The sequence below is a fragment of the Myxococcus sp. MxC21-1 genome, from assembly GCF_032612255.1.
In the GTDB taxonomy this organism is placed as follows: Bacteria; Myxococcota; Myxococcia; order Myxococcales; family Myxococcaceae; genus Myxococcus; species Myxococcus virescens.
This window is the reverse complement of record NZ_CP123278.1, coordinates 4,261,117-4,278,255: the sequence shown is the minus strand read 5'-3', so window position 1 is coordinate 4,278,255 and position 17,139 is coordinate 4,261,117. Positions and strand designations below refer to the sequence as shown.

The window sequence follows — 17,139 nt, the reverse complement described above, 5'->3', positions numbered from 1 at the left end:
GCGAGCGCCATCGGGCGTTAGTGACGGGCCCGCCATGGCCTCCCAGCGCATCCACGAAGAAGACAGCTTCGAGAACGAAACCTTCGCCGACCTGAACCTCCAGGAGACGGACCTGGGCGGGAAGGAGTTCTACCGCTGCACGTTCCGCAACTGCACCCTGCAGGAGAGCCGCTGGACGAGGACTCGGATGGAGTCCTGCGTCTTCACCGGTTGCGACCTCACGCGAGCCCGGTTCACGGAGACGTCCCTGCGCGACGTGCGCTTCGAAAGCTCCAAGCTGATGGGCATCGACTGGACGGACGTGGGCACCTTCCCCGAAGTCACCTTCGACGGCTCCAACCTGCGCTACTGCACCTTCGCGGGGCTCAGCCTGCGGAAGACGGCGTTCCTGCGCTGCACGGCGCTGGAGATGAACTTCATCGACACGGACCTGTCCGAGTCGGACTTCAGCGATTCGGATATCACCGGCAGCAACTTCCGCGGCTGCACGCTCACGAAGGCGGACTTCGGAACCGCGCAGGGCGTGTTCATCGACCCCGCGCGCAACCGGGTGAAGGCCACGCGCATCCCCGTGGAGGCCGCTGTGAACTTCGTCCAGACGCTCGGGCTCGTGGTGTCCGGCTACGGTGAGGGCCCGAAGGCGAAGACGGAGCGCAAGAAGGGCCGTTCCTGACCGACCGGCATGGGGGCTAGGCGTGGGGGCGCAGGATCTCCAACAACGCCCCCAGCTTCTCCAACGCGAGCCGCGCACGGGTCTTCACCGTGCCCAAGGGGTCTCCGGTGCGCTCGGCAATCTCCCGCTGGGAGAGGCCCTCGAAGTAGGCAAGCTCCACCACCGCCCGCTGGTCCGGAGGAAGCTGGGCCAGCGCCGCCATCACGCGAGCACGTGCCTCCCCTGGCTGACCGCTTCGTCCGGCGCGGCGGGCGCGGCGCTGACCGGAGGCTCCTGCTGCACGGCCCCCTCCACCACGCGGGCCGCCGTTCCCTGCGCCCGCAGCCGGTCGATGGCGCGCGTGCGCACAATCGTCGTCACCCAGGCCTCCAGGCCGCCGCGTTCTGGATTGAACTCTCGGGCGCGCCGCCAGACCTCCAGGAAGGTCTCCTGCAACACCTCTTCCGCGTCAGCGTGGGTCGGTAGCAACCGCAACGCGATGGCGAAACACCGTCCGCCGCAGCGCGCGTAGACGTCGCGCATGGCCTGCGGGTTTCCCATGGCGATCTGCCGGAGGAGGGCCCGGTCCAGCGCTGGGTCGCTTGCTCGGGGCACAGCGGAGGAAGGAGGCGCCATGTTCGTCCCGGATAGCTCAAACGGCAGGGCAGTTCCCAGCTTCAAGTATCGGCAGGCGGGCACCCGGGCGCGCCGTGCCTTCCAGGGTGGGCAGTGCCCGCCCCCATCCTTAACGTTGACGAGCCAACGCGGCTGGCACGGAAGGCGTCCAGCATCGACAACAGCCGCGATTCGCCGCGAGGCAATCACAACCCAAGACCTATAAGGGCCGCCAGCCACCATGACTGAACGACTCGGAAGCGTATTCATCGAGGGAGTCAGCCCCGAGCTGGACGCGGGACGTCACGCCGTGAAGCGCGTCGTGGGAGAGCGGTGCACCGTCAAGGCCGATGTCTTCAAGGAAGGCCATGACGTCCTCGTCGCCGTCGTCCGCTGGCGCCAGGTGACGCCCAGGGCGCAGCAGACCGACTGGGAGGAAGTGCCCATGCGCTTCCTCGGCAATGACCGGTGGGAAGGCGAATTCCCCCTGACGCGGAACGGCCGCTACGAGTACACGATTGAGGCCTGGCCAGACCTCTTCCGGACCTGGACCTCCGAGCTGAAGCGCAAGGTCGACGCGGGCCGCGACGTGCGCAGCGAGTTGCTGGAAGGCGCCGCCTTGCTGGAAGGCGCCGCCGCCCGTGCCCGTGCGGCGAAGCAGCCGGACGACGCGCGCGTGCTGGACGAAGCGGCCGTCCGGCTGCGACAGCCCCTCCCCGGACCTCCTCGCCGTGGCCCTGGCCCCCGAGCTGGCCGACGTGGCCTCGACCCATCCGGACCGCTCACTGGCTCGCCGCTACGACAAGGTGTTGGAGGTCTTCGCGGACCGGGAGAAGGCCCGCTTCAGCGCGTGGTACGAATTCTTCCCGCGTTCGGCGAAGCGCGACGGCGTCACCCACGCCACGTTCCGCGACGCGGAAGGCTGGCTGCCGTATATCCAGCAGCTCGGCTTCGACACCGTCTACCTCCCGCCCATCCACCCCATTGGCCGCACGGCGCGCAAGGGCAAGAACAACAGCCTCACCGCGGCGCCTGACGACGTGGGCAGCCCCTGGGCCATTGGCGCCTCGGAAGGCGGCCACAAGGCCGTGCACCCGAAGCTGGGGACGCTGGAGGACTTCCGGCACTTCGTGGAGACGGCGCAGGCCCACGGCATCGAGGTGGCGCTGGACCTGGCCTTCCAGTGCTCGCCGGACCATCCGTACGTGAAGGAGCATCCGGAGTGGTTCCAGCACCGGCCGGACGGCACCATCAAGACGGCGGAGAACCCGCCCAAGCGCTACGAGGACATCGTCAACTTCGACTGGATGGGCCCCGCGCGTGAGTCGCTCTGGGCGGAGCTGGAATCCGTCGTCCTCCACTGGGTGAAGCAAGGGGTGAACACGTTCCGCGTGGACAACCCGCACACCAAGCCCACGCAATTCTGGGCCTGGCTCATCCGACGCGTGCAGGAAGCCCATCCCCAGGTCCTCTTCCTGTCCGAGGCCTTCACCCGTCCCAAGGTGATGAAGGCCCTGGGCAAGGTGGGCTTCACCCAGTCGTACACCTACTTCACCTGGCGCAACTTCAAGGGCGAGATCCAGGAGTACCTGGAGGAAATCACCCAGCCGCCGGTGTCCGACTACTTCCGCGGCAACCTCTGGCCCAATACGCCGGACATCCTCCCGGAGTTCCTCCAGAACGCGGGGCCCGGTGCCTTCCGTCTGCGCGCAGCGCTGGCCGGTACGCTCTCCTCCGTGTGGGGCATGTACTGCGGCTACGAGCTGTGCGAAGGCCGCCCCATCCCGGGCAAGGAGGAGTACACCGATTCGGAGAAGTACCAACTGGTCGCGTGGGACCTGGACCGGCCCGGCAACATCCGGGATTGGATTGCGCGCCTCAACGCCGCGCGCCGCACGCACCCGGCGCTGCACCAGTACGGGACGCTGCGCTTCTTCTCGTCGAACAACGACCGAGTCCTCTTCTACGGCAAGCGCACGCCAGACGGCGGCAGCACGGTGCTGATGGCGGTGAGCCTGGACCCGTATGCCGCCCAGGAGGCGCTGCTGCACGTGCCACTGGAGTGGCTGGGCGCGCGCCCTGACGAGACGTATCAGGTGCACGAGTTGATGTCGGACCAGCGCTCGCTGTGGCAGGGTCCGGACGTGCAGGTGCGCCTGACGCCCGAGCAGCCCGCGGCCCTCTGGGCCGTTCACCGGTTCCGCCGCACCGAGAACGCGTTCGACTACTACGAGTGACAACCCGAGAGGCGTAATGGACCTGGATCCCCTCTGGTACAAGAAAGCCCTTATCTACGAGCTGCACCTGCGTGCCTTCCATGACTCCAATGGCGACGGCCACGGGGACATCCCCGGTCTGATTGAGAAGCTTCCGTACCTCCAGGACCTGGGCATCAACTGCCTCTGGTTGCTGCCCCACTACCCTTCGCCGCTGCGCGATGACGGCTACGACATCGCGGACTTCTACGGCGTCCACCCGGACTACGGCACGCTCGCGGACTTCCAGCGGCTGGTGGATGAGGCGCACAAGCGCGACATCCGCGTCATCACCGAGCTGGTGGTGAACCACACCAGTGACCAGCACCCCTGGTTCCAGGAAGCGCGCAGCGACCCCAACAGCCCCAAGCGCAACTGGTACGTCTGGAGCGACACCGACGAGCAGTACAAGGGCGCGCGCATCATCTTCCTGGACACGGAGCGCTCCAACTGGACGTGGGATCCGGTGGCCAAGCAGTACTTCTGGCACCGCTTCTTCAGCCACCAGCCGGACCTCAACTACGACAACCCCGAAGTGCAGGAAGCCATGCTGGACGTCATGCGCTTCTGGCTCAACATGGGCGTGGACGGGTTCCGCTGCGACGCCGTGCCCTACCTCTTCGAGCGCGAAGGCACCAACTGCGAGAACCTCCCGGAGACGCACGCCTTCCTCAAGCGCCTGCGGAAGACCATCGACTCCGAATACAAGGGGAAGATGCTGCTGGCGGAGGCGAACCAGTGGCCCGCCGACGTGCGCGTGTACTTCGGCGACGGCGACGAGTTCCACATGGGCTTCCACTTCCCGGTGATGCCCCGCCTCTACATGGCGGTGCGCCGCGAGGACCGCACGCCCATCGTCGAAATCATGCAGCAGACGCCGGACATTCCGGACAACTGCCAGTGGGCCATCTTCCTGCGCAACCATGACGAGCTGACGCTGGAGATGGTGACGGACGAGGACCGGGACTACATGTACCGGGAATACGCCACCGACCCACGCATGCGCATCAACCTGGGCATTCGCCGCCGGCTGGCGCCGCTGATGGACAACGGCCGCCGGCGCATCGAGCTGATGCACAGCCTGCTCTTCACCCTGCCCGGCACGCCCGTCCTCTATTACGGCGACGAGATTGGCATGGGCGACAACATCTACCTCGGCGACCGCAACGGCGTGCGCACGCCCATGCAATGGACGGGAGACCGCAACGCGGGCTTCAGCCGCGCGGACTACGCACGCCTGTACGCGCCCGTCATCGCCGACCCGGTGTACGGTTATCAGTCCATCAACGTGGAAGCCCAGGAGCGGGTGAAGTCCAGCCTCCTGCACTGGGTGAAGCGGATGATTCGCATCCGCCAGCGCTACCCCGTCTTCTCGCTGGGGAACCTGCGTTTCCTCCAGACGGACAATCGCAAGGTGCTGGCCTTCATCCGTGAATGGGAGGGCCAGACGGTTCTGGTGGTGTGCAACCTATCGCGCTTCGCCCAGCCCGCGGTGCTCGACATGCGTGAGTGGGAGGGCGCCGTGCCGGTGGAGCTGATTGGAGAAACCCCCTTCCCGCGGGTGAGTGAGCTTCCATATCAGCTCTCCATGGGCCCCTTCATGTTCCTGTGGTTCCGGCTGGACAGGTCCCAGCAGGTGAGGAGCCTCGAATGACGACCCTCGACTTGACCAAGCTCCCTGAGTACCTCAAGCACCAGCGCTGGTTCAGCGGCAAGGCCTGGCCCATCAAGCACGTCACGGTGATGGACCACGCCGCCGTCGAATCGGGCGGCTGCTCCTTCAGCCTCGCCGTGGTGGAGGTCATCTACGAACTGGGCAGCCCGGAGCGCTACCTGCTGCCCGTCCATCCCTCCACCGAAGGCGTGCGAGACGCGCTGGAGAGCGACGAATGCCTGCGCGGCCTCTTCGACCTCATCCGAACCGGAGGCCAGGTGGCGTCCGCGTCCGGCCGCGTGCAAGGCGAATGGATTGGCGGGCAGGACGGCTTGCTCGCGCTCCCCGCGTCACCGGAGGTGCGGCGGCTGCAGGTGGAGCAGAGCAACACCTCGGTGGTGCTGGGTGAGCAGGTCATCCTGAAGATCATCCGCAAGCTGGAAGCCGGCGTGAACCCGGAGCATGAGGTGGGCCGCTTCCTCGCGACCAAGACGTCGTTCCGCGCCACGCCTACGCTGTTGGGCGCGCTGCATCTGGAAGGGGCGGCGGGCGCGACGCTCGCGGTGGCCCACCGCTTCGTGCCGGATGCGACGGACGGCTGGAAGTACACGCTGGACCGGCTGCGCCAGGAGCGCGCCGTGGGTCCGCGCTTCCAGTCGGAGATGCGCGACCTGGGCTCGCGTCTGGGCGAGCTCCACCTGGCGTTCGCCTCAGCGACCGACGAAGACCCGGCCTTCACGCCGGAGCCACTGTTGCAAGAGGACCTCCAGCGCTGGAGCGCCTCCATCGTCGGGGAGCTGGGCGTGACGCTGGCGGACGCCAGCCGGCAGAACCCGGAGTTGGAGAACCGGCGCGAGGACCTCATCGAGCACGCGAAGCGCCTGGCGCAGGTGCCGCCCTCCGGCCAGAAGATTCGCATCCACGGCGACCTCCACCTGGGGCAGGTGCTGCGCGCCAACAGCCAATGGCTCATCTTCGACTTCGAAGGCGAGCCCGCGCGCTCCTTCACCGCCCGCCGGGAGAAGTACAGCGCGCTGCGCGACGTGGCGGGGATGATCCGCTCGTTCGACTACGCGGAGGCGACGGTGGCGCTGGAGGGTGGCACACCCCACGAGCGCATCACCACCATCCGCGACGCCTTCGTGGAAGGGTACCGGCAGGTGACGCGCGGCGCGCCCTTCCTGCCCGCGGACGCCGACAGCTTCGACGTGATGCTGCGTGCGTTCGAGCTGGAGAAACTCCTCTACGAAGTGCGATACGAAATGCAGAACCGGCCCGACTGGGTGCGCATCCCCCTCCAGGCCCTCTTGCGTATGGAGGCATCCAAGTGAGGAAGCCAGCCGACAAGGCCCAGGTCGACGCGGAGCTTCAGCGCGTCGTGGAGCTGAGGCATCCGGAGCCGCACTCTGTCCTGGGCATCCACCCGGATGGGGATGGCGTGGTGATTCGCGCCTTCCGCCCGGACGCCGTGGCCATCCACGTGCTGCCAGAATCCGGCGGGCGCGTCGCGATGACGCACCGGCTGGGCGGCGTCTACGAGGCCCGCATCAACGGCAAGGACCAGACGTTCAACTACTTGCTGGAGGTGGAGTACCCCGGCAAGCGCGTCTTCACGCTTCGCGACCCGTACAGCTTCCTCCCCACCCTGGGGGAGATGGACCTGTATTACGCCGGTGAAGGCCGCCACGAGCGCCTCTGGGAGCGCATGGGCGCGCACCTGCTGCACCACCACGGCGTGCGCGGCACCTCGTTCGCGGTGTGGGCCCCCACGGCAGCGGGCGTGTCCGTGGTCGGTGACTTCAACGGCTGGGACGGCCGGTTGCACTCCATGCGCCGCATGGGCTCCTCCGGCATCTGGGAGCTCTTCGTCCCCGAGGTGGGCGAAGGCACCCGGTACAAGTTCGAGATTCGCCCCGGCCAGGGCGGGCCCAACGTCCTCAAGGCGGACCCCTTCGCCTTCCGAACCGAGGTCCCCCCCGCCACGGCCTCCGTGGTGCACGACCTGGCGCGCTACACCTGGGGCGATGCAGCATGGCTGGAGCAACGCGCGCAGCGGCGGGACGTCCATCACCAGCCGTGGAGCGTGTACGAGGTCCACCTGGGCAGTTGGCGCCGGGTGGTGGAGGACGGCGACCGGCCCATGACGTACCGGGAGTTGGCCCCGGCGCTGGCCGAGTACATCAAGTTCACCGGCTTCACCCACGTCGAGCTGCTCCCCGTGGCCGAGCACCCCTACGGCGGCTCCTGGGGCTACCAGGTGGGTGGCTACTACGCTCCCACCGCGCGCTTCGGCCACCCGGATGACCTGCGCTTCTTCATCGACCAGATGCACCAGGAAGGCATCGGGGTGCTCGTGGACTGGGTGCCCGGACACTTCCCGCGCGACCTGCACGCCCTGGGACAGTTCGACGGCACGGCCCTGTATGAGCATGCGGACCCGCGCAAGGGCGCGCAGCCGGACTGGGGCACGCTGGTCTTCAACTTCGGCCGCAATGAGGTGCGCAACTTCCTCATCGCCAACGCGCTGTTCTGGATCGAGGAGTACCACATCGACGGACTGCGCGTGGACGCGGTGGCGTCGATGCTCTACCTCGACTACAGCCGCAAGCAGGGTGAGTGGATTCCCAATCGCTGGGGCGGCCGGGAGAACGAAGAGGCCATCCATTTCCTGCGCGAGCTGAACGAAACGGTCCACCGCAAGCACCCGGGCGTCGTCGTCATCGCCGAGGAGTCCACGGCCTGGCCCAAGGTGTCCGCGCCGGTGTCCGAAGGCGGGCTGGGGTTCGACTACAAGTGGAACATGGGGTGGATGCACGACACGCTGTCGTACTTCTCCAAGGACCCCATCTACCGGCAGTACCACCACAACCAGCTCACCTTCGGCCTGCTGTACGCGTTCAGCGAGCAGTTCATGCTGCCGCTGAGCCATGACGAGGTGGTGCACGGCAAGGGCAGCCTGTACGGGCGCATGCCGGGCGACCCGTGGCAGAAGCGCGCCAACCTGCGCGCCCTGTTCGCGTGGATGTGGGCGCACCCAGGCAAGAAGCTCGTCTTCATGGGCGGCGAGTTCGGCCAGCCCGCCGAGTGGAACCACGACAAGAGCCTGGACTGGCACCTGACGCACGACCCGGGGCACCACGGCATCCTTCAGCTGGTCTCGGACCTGAACCGCATCTACCGGGACATGCCCGCGCTTCACGATGCGGACGGCGAGCCCATGGGCTTCCAGTGGCTCCAGCCGGACTCGGCCGCGTACAACGTGTTCGCGTTCGTGCGGCGCGCGCGTCAGCCAGGACGACACGTGGTGTGTATCGCCAACCTGTCGCCAACGGTGCGGGAGAACTACCGCGTGGGCTTCCCGTTCCAGGGCCGCTACGTGGAGTTGCTCAACACGGACGCCGAGCAGTACGGCGGCTCCAACCTGGGCAACATGGGCCAGATTCACACCGAGCCCACGGGCTGGGATGGCCAGCCGGCTTCGGCCACCCTCACCCTGCCCCCGTTGTCCGTGTTGTGGTTCACGCCGGGCTGAGTCAATGCCTCGACACAGGGGCGTTCGCCGCAGCATCACCGCGGACTCCCCTGCCCGCCCCCAAAGACAAACATCAATCACAGACAAGACAATCGCAAACACAAATAAATACACATTGAATTCACTGGGCATCCAGTCAGCGAACGGGAACCAGCCAGGCGCTGACCGAGCAGGCCCGTCGACTCGACACATGGGGTGCCAAAAATCACTGAACATCCAGTCAGCCAAAGACGGCGATCAGCCATGCGGTGCCACTGAACGCACGGACATGTAGGCATTGCTGTTTCAGGCGGCACCCGAATCACTGAACACCCAGGCAGCTACAAGCCTCAATCCGAGCGATACGCGGCACTGAACGCGCTGCCATGTAGGCATTCACGACCAAGGCGTCAGCCTACTCACTGAACATATCACCAGTGAACAGGTCGCGATCAGAACCCCGCGCAACACTGAACACACGCCCATGTGGGCATTGGTGCAATCGAGGGCACTCGCCCCACTGAACACGTCATCAGTACATGGGGAGCGACGAGGACCCGGCGTGCCACTGAGGCCCACCTACAGCGGCACCGCGATCATGAGTCCCAAAATACCTGATAGCTCGTTCAGGTAGGCATGGCCCAACCGACCACCGCACACCCCACTGAACATCCAGACAGGCAATACATCCCGATCAGCCACGTCAGGCCCCTGCCCTGATGTTCATGTAGGAACGAAGGTCTCAGGCCGCCCTGAAAATACCTGATGGTTCGTGCATGTAGGCACTGCTCCGCCAGACCCCGACACATCGCCCGCACACCAGGCGAGCACGCGACGCCGCTTGCTCCCTCCTCCATCCGACCCCAGCCTACTTCTGGGCGATCGACTCACCAGGAGGACGGGGATGACGAAGAAGAGAATCATTGAAGGGTACGGCGGGACCAGTGAGCAGCGTCAGCGCCACCTTCAAAACGACAACTTCTCGGAGCGGGCGCCTCGAACGCCGGACGAGACGGAGGCGGTGCGCAGCACACCCGACAAGGATGGGCGCGAGATCACCATCCATCCACTGGACTCCGAGGACTCGGACGACCTGTGGCACGGCAAGCCGTGAGCCGAGCCCAGGGGCTGGGTCTCAGCGCATGAACAGGAAGTAGAGCACCGCGCTCAGGGCGATCGACACCAGGATGCTGCCGATACAGCCGAGCCGGTTCGAGAAGAAGAAGAACATACGCGCCGCCCAAGCTGTGCACTCCCAGCGAGGAGGGAAAGCGCCTCGCTGGATTTTGTCCGAGGGCTTACGGAACGCCCTCGTGGGCTACTCGCCGCGCTTCAGCCGCTCCACGTAGGCCGCTGGCAGGCCCGCGGCCTGGGCACCGCGCACCAGCGCGTCCACGAAACGGGTGCTGACCGGACCGTCCGCCGACGCACGCCGCGGATTCGTGACGAACGCCGTGGCCTCCAGCTCCTGCCCATCCACGCGCACACGCACCGGCCGCTCCACGCACATGCTCGTCACGAAGCCTTCCTTGTGCTGGATGATGGGCCAGTCCTGGCCGCGAATCTCGAACAGACGGCCGTACACCTTCTGGCCCGCGGAATCCGTCAGCCCCGCGACGCGCCCACCCCACCAGCGCGACGGGAAGTCATAGACCAGATCCACATCCACGGCCTCGGCCAGCCGCCCCTCGGGCAGTTCGAAGAAGTCGTAGCTGTGCTGGGACCGCCACTCCTCGAACGCGGCGCGGTCCAGGATGGTCGAGTACGCGAAGTACAGGCGCGTGGCCGACGGGTCCGCGCCCGCACGCGCCTTCATCACCTGATCATAGTGCGAATCCATGTCCGCCCCTTTGGCTGAGACTACTTCGAGCCCCGGCGCGCCCCGGTGGCCTCGTCCCGGAAGACGGACAGCACACCGGACACATCCAGCCGGGACGTCTTGATGAACAGCCGCAGCGCGCGCTCCACGTGCTCGGCCAGCGTGGCCATCTTCTCCAGTCGCTGAAGCCGGTCCGGGGGCAGCCCCGACTGGGTCTCCGCCAGCCGCCGGGCCTCCGCCAGGTCGGCGCGGATGCGCGCGACGAAGCCCGCCTCGCGCTCCTCGATGACGTGCGTCACCATCCGGACCAGGTCGTTCTCCGCGCCGTAACGCCAGACGGTGTCCTGGGGCAGGCGCACGCGCTGGATAACGCCCCAGCGCTCCAGGTCGCGCAGCAGCATGGAGACCCCGCCCTTGGACAGGTCCAGCTCGCGCTCGATTTCTCCCGCCGTCAGGGGCTCACCGCGCAGGTACAGCAGGGCCCAGACCCGCCCCTGGTTGCGCTTGAACCCCCAGAACTCAATGACATTGCCCACCGCGTCCACCGCGATGGCTTCCCAGGGCGCCAGCCGGCCATCCGCTGGCGGCGCCTCCGAGGCAGGGCTCCCGGGTCCCCCCGTCCACAGGTAGCCTTTCATGCAGCGCGCCCCTGGACTTGTTCGGCGATGCCGGCCGACAGCTTCCGCGCCCAGCTCACCAGCTCCGCGCCCGCGGGCTCCTTGGCGAAGTGGCCCAGCTTGTCGAGCGCCGCCTCGATTTCGACGTTCATCCGCGCCATGGAGGCATCCACGGCGCCCGTGGCCTCGATGGCCGCGCCAATCTCCTTCGTGCGATCGGGCGTGATCGCCGAGAACGCCCACGCGTCCTTCAGCTTGCGCCGCAGCGACTCATCCTTGGCCACCGCCAGAAGGATGGGCATGGACGGCGTGCGCGAGTGCACGTCCGCGTAACGCGGCTTGCCCACGTCCGTGCCCAGGATGTCGCGAATGTCGTCGGCAATCTGGAACGCCACGCCCAGGTGACGCCCGAAGCCGTCAAAACGTTCCACCGCCTCGGGGTGCTCCGCCAGCGTCGCCGCCGCGTTGCCACACCAGCCGAACAGCGAGCCCGTCTTGCCCTCGGCGATGAAGCGCAGCCGGTTGAGCGGCAGGTCCAGGTCGCCGCGAGCCTCTACCTCCGCGATGGCGGCGCGGGTCATCTCGGAGACGACCGACAGCGCGCTGCGCGTCAGCCGCGCGTCCAGTTGGGACAGCTGGTACAGGCCCGTGGACAGGATGAGGTCACCGCTCATCACCGCGACGATGTTGCCCCAACGCGCGTTCACCGTGGGCCGGCCCCGGCGGAACATGCCCGCGTCCACCACGTCGTCGTGCAGCAGGCTGGCGGAATGGATGAGCTCCGCGGCCACGGCTACGTCCACCAGCCGCTCCGCCGGAACGCCCACCGCGCCGCCGAACAGCCGCGCCAGCATGGGGCGCGCGCGCTTGCTGCCGCTGCCCAGGCACAGGTGGCGGGCCGCCTCCATCAGCGTGTCGCCCTTCACGTCCGGACCGGCATCGCCATCCACCAGGGTGCTGCCAAGCCGCTGCTCCACCGCCCCCAGAAAATCCGTCAGCTCCCGAGCCAGATCCATAGTGCGCCGTCTCCTCGTCCGTTCATATAGTTCAAGACCGCTTGAACTGCACCTGATTCCAGCGCTGCCCAGCAGCCAGGCGCGAACGGGTGCCGGAGCATGTGGGACAGCCGCGCCGCTCCCGCCTGGAGAGCGGCCGAGCACCCTGGGGCCCACCGGGGGTGGATTGAGAGGGCCCAGCGGAGCGTGCGACAGAGAGCGGACCTGTGACCCGCGCAGCCTCCCGTCGCCCGCTCCTCCGCAGCTTCAGCTTCGCCTCCCTTGCTTCCGCGGTTCCGCTGTTCCGCCCCGGCGCGTCCCTGCCCGGCTCGACGGCGCCGCTCCTGGGGGCACCGCCCGCGGATGGGCCCGGACCGATGGTCCGCCCCCATCAGGGACGGTTGCGCCGAACGCTGGGCGTCTCCGTGGTGGAGGGCATGTTCTCGGAGGTCTTCACCGCGTGCGCGGGCGCGACGGTGCTCACCGCCTGGGCCATCGCGCTGAAGCTGGGGCCCTTCCTCGTCGGCGTGATGACGGCCCTGCCCTTCTTCGCGCAGTTCGTGCAGTTCCCCGCGGCCTGGCTGACGGGCCTCTTCGGCCACCGGCGCGTGGCCCTCACCGCGGTGTGCCTGTCCCGCGTGGTGATGTTCCCCCTGGCGGTGCTGCCCTGGCTGGGTCTGCCCTTCGAATCCCAGCAGCGCCTGCTGTTGACGGTGGCCGGCGTCTCCGCCGCGTTGAGCGTGGTGGGCAACAACGCCTGGGTGGCGTGGATGGGGGAACTGGTGCCCCGCGCCGTCCGGGGTCGCTTCTTCGGACGCCGCACCGCGCTCACCACGTTGGCGGGCACGCTGGCCTCCTCGGCGCGGGCCTCCTGATGGACCGGCTGCGCCCCGCGGACGGCGTGGGCGTGGCCCTGCCGCTGCTCGCGTTGGGGGCGTGCGTCATGGGCATCGTCACCACCCTGTTCATGGCCTCGCAGCACGACCCGGCGCCCCCGGGCACCACCCCGCCCCTGGAGCTCAAGGGCGCGCTGGTCCCTTTCAAGGATGGCAACGCGCGCCGGGTGCTCACCTACCAGGTGGCCTGGAACGCGGCGGTGGGGGTGTCCGCGCCCTTCTTCGCGCTGCACAGCCTCCAGAACCTCGAGATGACCTTCGTCATCATGGCGCTGCATGCCGCATCGGTGGCGGGCGTGCGCATGCTGGCGGCGCCACTCTGGGGCCGCGCGATTGACCGCTGCGGCGCCCAGCCCGTTTTGATGGCGTGCTCACTGGGCATCGCCGCCATCCCCGCCCTGTGGCTGCTGCCCTCCGCGGGGACGCTGTGGCCCCTGCTCTTCGACGTGCTCCTCGCCGGGGCGCTGTGGAGCGGCCACGGTCTGGCCATCTTCGAGCTGCCCCTGACGGTCGCCCCCGAAAGAACCGCCCCTTCTACCGGCGGCCTTCGCCACCGCGGGCGGCCTGGCCTATACCGCCGCGGCCGCGCTGGGGGCGCCATCGCCGCCGCCCTGCCCACCCAGTTCACCCTGGGCGGCCACGTCTGGGTGAACCTGCACGTGCTCTTCGTGCTGTCCTCGGTGGCCCGCCTGGGCGCGGCCCTGTTGACGGCGCGCATCCCCGAGCCCGGCGCCCACCCCGTGCGCTCCGTGAGAGCGCTGCTGTCGCGCCTGCTCCCGCGGCCAATTCCTGCTCACCGCGCAGCGTTGGATGATTGACATTCAAAAGACGCAACAGCGTCATTGCTTGTCATACTGCGGGACTGTGCAATTCCATTGCACACAACCGCAGAATTCCAGATTAGCTGGTGATTTGCTATTTTCACTCAAAGTGTGATTTCTGCCGCTCCAGCACCGTAGCTCCCAGAGGAGCGCGGTCAACCCGCAGTGCAGGAGCACGACATGTCCTCAGGTCCTTACCGAAGGCGCCTTTTTCATGCGGTGTTTCTCGTGGGAACCCTCTCGGGTTCCGCTGCAATGGCAGTCCATTCAGAGGAAGGCGTTCGTAATTACGATGCGCGTGATGCCTACAACGCGCAGGCACGGTTTGGCATCTCGTCTGCCCAGACGTCCAGCCAGGCCGCGCTGCGGCAGGCCGTGCCGGAACTGATGGTGGAGTTCGACGAGTCCAACGGCCTGGTGCGCTCGCTCACCAATCCGGTGGGTGCGCTCTCCGGTCCGCGCAGCGGGGACCCGATGGCCATTGGCCTGGACTTCGTGCAGAAGCACCGGGACGCGCTCGGGCTGGGGCTCAACGACCTGGCGAACCTCGAGGTGACGGACCGCGTCTATTCGAAGGTGAGCGGCATCACCAACCTGTACCTGCGCCAGACGTACCGGGGCCTGCCCGTCTACAACGGCCAGCTCCAGATCAACGTGGACCGCGACGGCCGCGTGCTCAGCGTGCACAGCGACTTCCTCCCGGCCCTGGAGTCCTCGCTCGCTGGCACCACGCCGCGCCTGAGCGCCGCGGACGCGGTGGTGGGCGTGGCGAAGCACCTGGGCGTCCGCCTCTCCGCGGCGCCGCAGTCCCTGAAGGCCGAGCCCGGCGCGCGTCAGCGCACGCGCGTGGCGGTGGAGGGCCTGTCCACCGAGCCCATCGACGCGGAGCTGGCGGTGCTGCCGGTCCGCCGTGGCGAGGCCCGGCTGGTGTGGCGCTTCCAGGTCCACACCCTGGACAACGACCACGCCTACGACGTCACGGTGGACGCGTCCACGGGCGAGGTCTGGACCCGCTTCGACTGGGTGGCGGCGGATGATGCCTACCGCGTCTATCCCCTGCCGGTGGAGAGCCCCAACCACACCACGCCGCTGCCGCCATCGGATGGGCGTGTGCTGGTCTCCAACCCCGCCAACACCACGGCGTCGCCCTACGGCTGGCACGATACGAACGGCGCGGCCGGCGCGGAGTACACCACCCTCCGCGGCAACAACGTCCACGCCTACGAGGACACCAACAACGATGGCCTGCCGCCCGCCGTGCAGCCCAACTGCACCGCGCTCATCCACTGCGACTTCCCCATCACCCTCACGAGCGCGCCGTCCACGTACATCCCCGCGGCCGTCACCAACCTGTTCTACTGGAACAACATCATCCACGACGTCCAGTACCAGTACGGCTTCGATGAGGCGTCCGGTAACTTCCAGGTCAACAACTACGGCCGGGGCGGCATCGGCAACGACGACGTCCGCGCGGAGGCGCAGGACGGCGGCGGCATGAACAACGCCAACTTCATGACCCCGCCGGATGGCCAGCGGCCGCGCATGCAGATGTACCGCTGGAACACGGTGACGCCGAACAAGGACGGAGACCTGGACGCCGGCATCATCGTCCACGAGTACGGCCACGGCATCTCCAACCGCCTCGTGGGCGGACCCAGCAACGTGTCCTGCTTGTCGAACCGCCAGCAGCCGGGCGAAGGCATCAGCGACTTCCTGTCGCTCTTCTACACCGCGAAGGCGACGGACACCGGCGCGCAGGGCCGCGGCGTGGGCACCTACGCCCTGAACCAGCCCACCACGGGCGTGGGCATCCGTCCCCAGCGCTACAGCACCAGCAGCGCCGTCAACACCTGGACCTACGCCAGCATCAACGGCATGGCGGTTCCGCACGGCGTGGGTGCCGTGTTCGCCCAGGGCATGTGGGAGGCCTACTGGGCCCTGGTCAACCACCACGGCTTCAGCGCCAACCTGTACGACGCCACGGGCACCGCGGGTAACCAGCGCATGATGCTGTACTTCACCCAGGGCCTGAAGAACACGCCGTGCAGCCCCACCTTCACCCAGGTGCGTGACGGCATCATCACCGCGGCCACCACGCTGCACGGTGGCGAGGACGTCTGCCGCCTGTGGACGGCCTTCGCCGCGTTCGGCCTGGGCACCAACGCCGTGTCCAGCGGCTCCAGCGGCACGACGCCCACCAACGGCTTCGCGGTGCCCGCCGCCTGCGCTGCCTTCAGCGCGACGGCAGCCAAGCTCTAGTCGTACCCCACCGGGCCGGAGCTCCCTCGTGGGCTCCGGCCTGGTCCCAGGCGCGCATGGCAGGCGCCGCGTCTTGAGGTATCACCCTCAGGATGCGCACGCCTACCGCCTTGAGCCTGCTCCTGCTCGGCCTGTCCCCGCTGACCTGGGCATGCAAGAGCGAGCCCCCACCGGCCTATGTCCGGCTCCAGGGGACCGCGCCCACCGTCGCGGACGTGCCGCCCTCCCGCGCCTTGCTCATCGTGTTCTGGGCGTCGTGGTGTCCGCCCTGCAGGCAGGAGACACCCCAGCTCGTCGCCCTGGCCCAAGCGCCCCCCGAGGACCTCCAGGTCGTCGTCTTCAGCCATGACGAGACGCCCCAGGCGGTGGAGTCCTTCTTCAAGGGGCCTCCCCCGCGCCGCTCCACCTGCGCCTCGACGTGGACAAACGCGCCGGTGACGCGTTCGGCGTGGACCAGCTCCCCGTCAGCGTCCTCCTGGTCGACGGCCGCCGGTCGCCCGCTTCTCGGGCCCGCGGGACTGGGATGCCGGCGCGATGCGCCGTCTGCTGGAGCGCCTGATACGCGAACCCCCACCCTCAGCGCCGCGCCCGCTGGATTGACACCGCCAAGCCCCATTTAATAAGCCGGTCCCGGATGCAGTCCCTCCTGCGATTTCTCGCCGTGCTCCTCGTCCTGATGACGGGCGGCGTCTTCCAGACGCTGGCCCTGGCGTCGGACGTGCACGACGAATGCGCGGAAGAGGCATCCGACGAGTGCGAGGACTGCTCGCCCAACTGCGTGCTGTGTGTGTGCTGCCCGCTGAGAGCCGCCCCTGCCCCCACGTCGCCCAACGCGCGTCTCATCCCGCCGCCCCGGCCGCTGCCCATCCCCTCGCGCGTGGATGAGCCCACGCTCTCCGGCGTGGGAACAGACATCTTCCAGCCGCCCAGAGCCTGACACCGCCCTTCACGGGAGACGTGTGTCTTGCGAGCGCCGTGGCCGACGTGCGCGAACGTCCTCCCGCTCCGCCCAAGCCCTGTCCAACCTTCCCGCGCGCCTTCGCGC

Annotated in this window: 11 protein-coding genes and 3 pseudogenes; 10 read left to right on the top strand and 4 right to left on the bottom strand. The window is 67.9% G+C overall.

What is annotated here, in order from left to right; all coding sequences use genetic code 11:
- Positions 1–34: 34 nt before the first annotated feature.
- A complete protein-coding gene (locus tag QEG98_RS19400) occupies positions 35–673 on the top strand; it encodes a pentapeptide repeat-containing protein (RefSeq protein ID WP_316567671.1) in 639 nt (212 codons plus the stop codon).
- 16 nt (positions 674–689) lie between these two features.
- Here the strand turns inward: QEG98_RS19400 and QEG98_RS41970 are convergent.
- Positions 690–1,288 (bottom strand): annotated as a pseudogene (locus QEG98_RS41970) (sigma-70 family RNA polymerase sigma factor).
- Between the two features lie 220 nt (positions 1,289–1,508).
- On the opposite strand from QEG98_RS41970, the pseudogene QEG98_RS19385 reads away from it, so the two are divergent.
- From QEG98_RS19385 to QEG98_RS19365, 5 genes and pseudogenes are all read left to right on the top strand, one after another.
- Positions 1,509–3,504, top strand: a pseudogene (locus tag QEG98_RS19385) (alpha-1,4-glucan--maltose-1-phosphate maltosyltransferase).
- Positions 3,505–3,520: 16 nt separating this feature from the next.
- A complete protein-coding gene (treS, locus tag QEG98_RS19380) occupies positions 3,521–5,176 on the top strand; it encodes a maltose alpha-D-glucosyltransferase (RefSeq protein ID WP_316567669.1) in 1,656 nt (551 codons plus the stop codon).
- The gene (locus tag QEG98_RS19375) at positions 5,173–6,507 is read left to right on the top strand and encodes a phosphotransferase (RefSeq protein ID WP_316567668.1); all 1,335 of its coding nucleotides are present in this window, start codon (positions 5,173–5,175) and stop codon (positions 6,505–6,507) included. Before treS ends, QEG98_RS19375 begins: the two co-directional genes overlap by 4 nt.
- The gene (gene glgB, locus QEG98_RS19370) at positions 6,504–8,708 is read left to right on the top strand and encodes a 1,4-alpha-glucan branching protein GlgB (protein WP_316567667.1); all 2,205 of its coding nucleotides are present in this window, start codon (positions 6,504–6,506) and stop codon (positions 8,706–8,708) included. The genes QEG98_RS19375 and glgB overlap by 4 nt, the downstream gene beginning before the upstream one ends.
- Positions 8,709–9,591: 883 nt before the next feature.
- Positions 9,592–9,801 carry a hypothetical protein gene (locus QEG98_RS19365; RefSeq protein WP_090492464.1) on the top strand — a complete coding sequence of 70 codons (210 nt, stop codon included), beginning with the start codon at positions 9,592–9,594 and terminating at the stop codon, positions 9,799–9,801.
- A gap of 204 nt (positions 9,802–10,005) precedes the next feature.
- Here the strand turns inward: QEG98_RS19365 and QEG98_RS19360 are convergent, their stop codons facing one another.
- Genes QEG98_RS19360 through QEG98_RS19350 form a run of 3 tightly spaced genes read right to left on the bottom strand, consistent with a single transcriptional unit; the run spans position 10,006 to position 12,139 of the window.
- The gene (locus QEG98_RS19360; protein WP_090492462.1) at positions 10,006–10,527 is read right to left on the bottom strand and encodes a gamma-glutamylcyclotransferase; all 522 of its coding nucleotides are present in this window, start codon (positions 10,525–10,527) and stop codon (positions 10,006–10,008) included.
- Between the two features lie 20 nt (positions 10,528–10,547).
- The gene (locus QEG98_RS19355) at positions 10,548–11,144 is read right to left on the bottom strand and encodes a GbsR/MarR family transcriptional regulator (RefSeq protein WP_011553697.1); all 597 of its coding nucleotides are present in this window, start codon (positions 11,142–11,144) and stop codon (positions 10,548–10,550) included.
- Positions 11,141–12,139 (bottom strand): polyprenyl synthetase family protein, encoded by a 999-nt coding sequence (locus QEG98_RS19350; protein WP_090492460.1) that lies wholly within the window; start codon positions 12,137–12,139, stop codon positions 11,141–11,143. The genes QEG98_RS19355 and QEG98_RS19350 overlap by 4 nt, the downstream gene beginning before the upstream one ends.
- A 206-nt stretch (positions 12,140–12,345) precedes the next feature.
- Here QEG98_RS19350 and QEG98_RS41965 point away from each other — a divergent pair.
- From QEG98_RS41965 to QEG98_RS19325, 4 genes and pseudogenes are all read left to right on the top strand, one after another.
- Positions 12,346–13,832 (top strand): annotated as a pseudogene (locus QEG98_RS41965) (MFS transporter).
- Positions 13,833–14,090: 258 nt separating this feature from the next.
- The gene (locus tag QEG98_RS19335; RefSeq protein WP_316567664.1) at positions 14,091–16,094 is read left to right on the top strand and encodes a M36 family metallopeptidase; all 2,004 of its coding nucleotides are present in this window, start codon (positions 14,091–14,093) and stop codon (positions 16,092–16,094) included.
- A 110-nt stretch (positions 16,095–16,204) separates the two neighbouring features.
- Positions 16,205–16,714 (top strand): TlpA disulfide reductase family protein, encoded by a 510-nt coding sequence (locus QEG98_RS19330; protein ID WP_316567663.1) that lies wholly within the window; start codon positions 16,205–16,207, stop codon positions 16,712–16,714.
- Between the two features lie 14 nt (positions 16,715–16,728).
- Positions 16,729–17,031 (top strand): hypothetical protein, encoded by a 303-nt coding sequence (locus QEG98_RS19325; RefSeq protein WP_316567662.1) that lies wholly within the window; start codon positions 16,729–16,731, stop codon positions 17,029–17,031.
- The last annotated feature ends 108 nt before the right edge of the window (positions 17,032–17,139 follow it).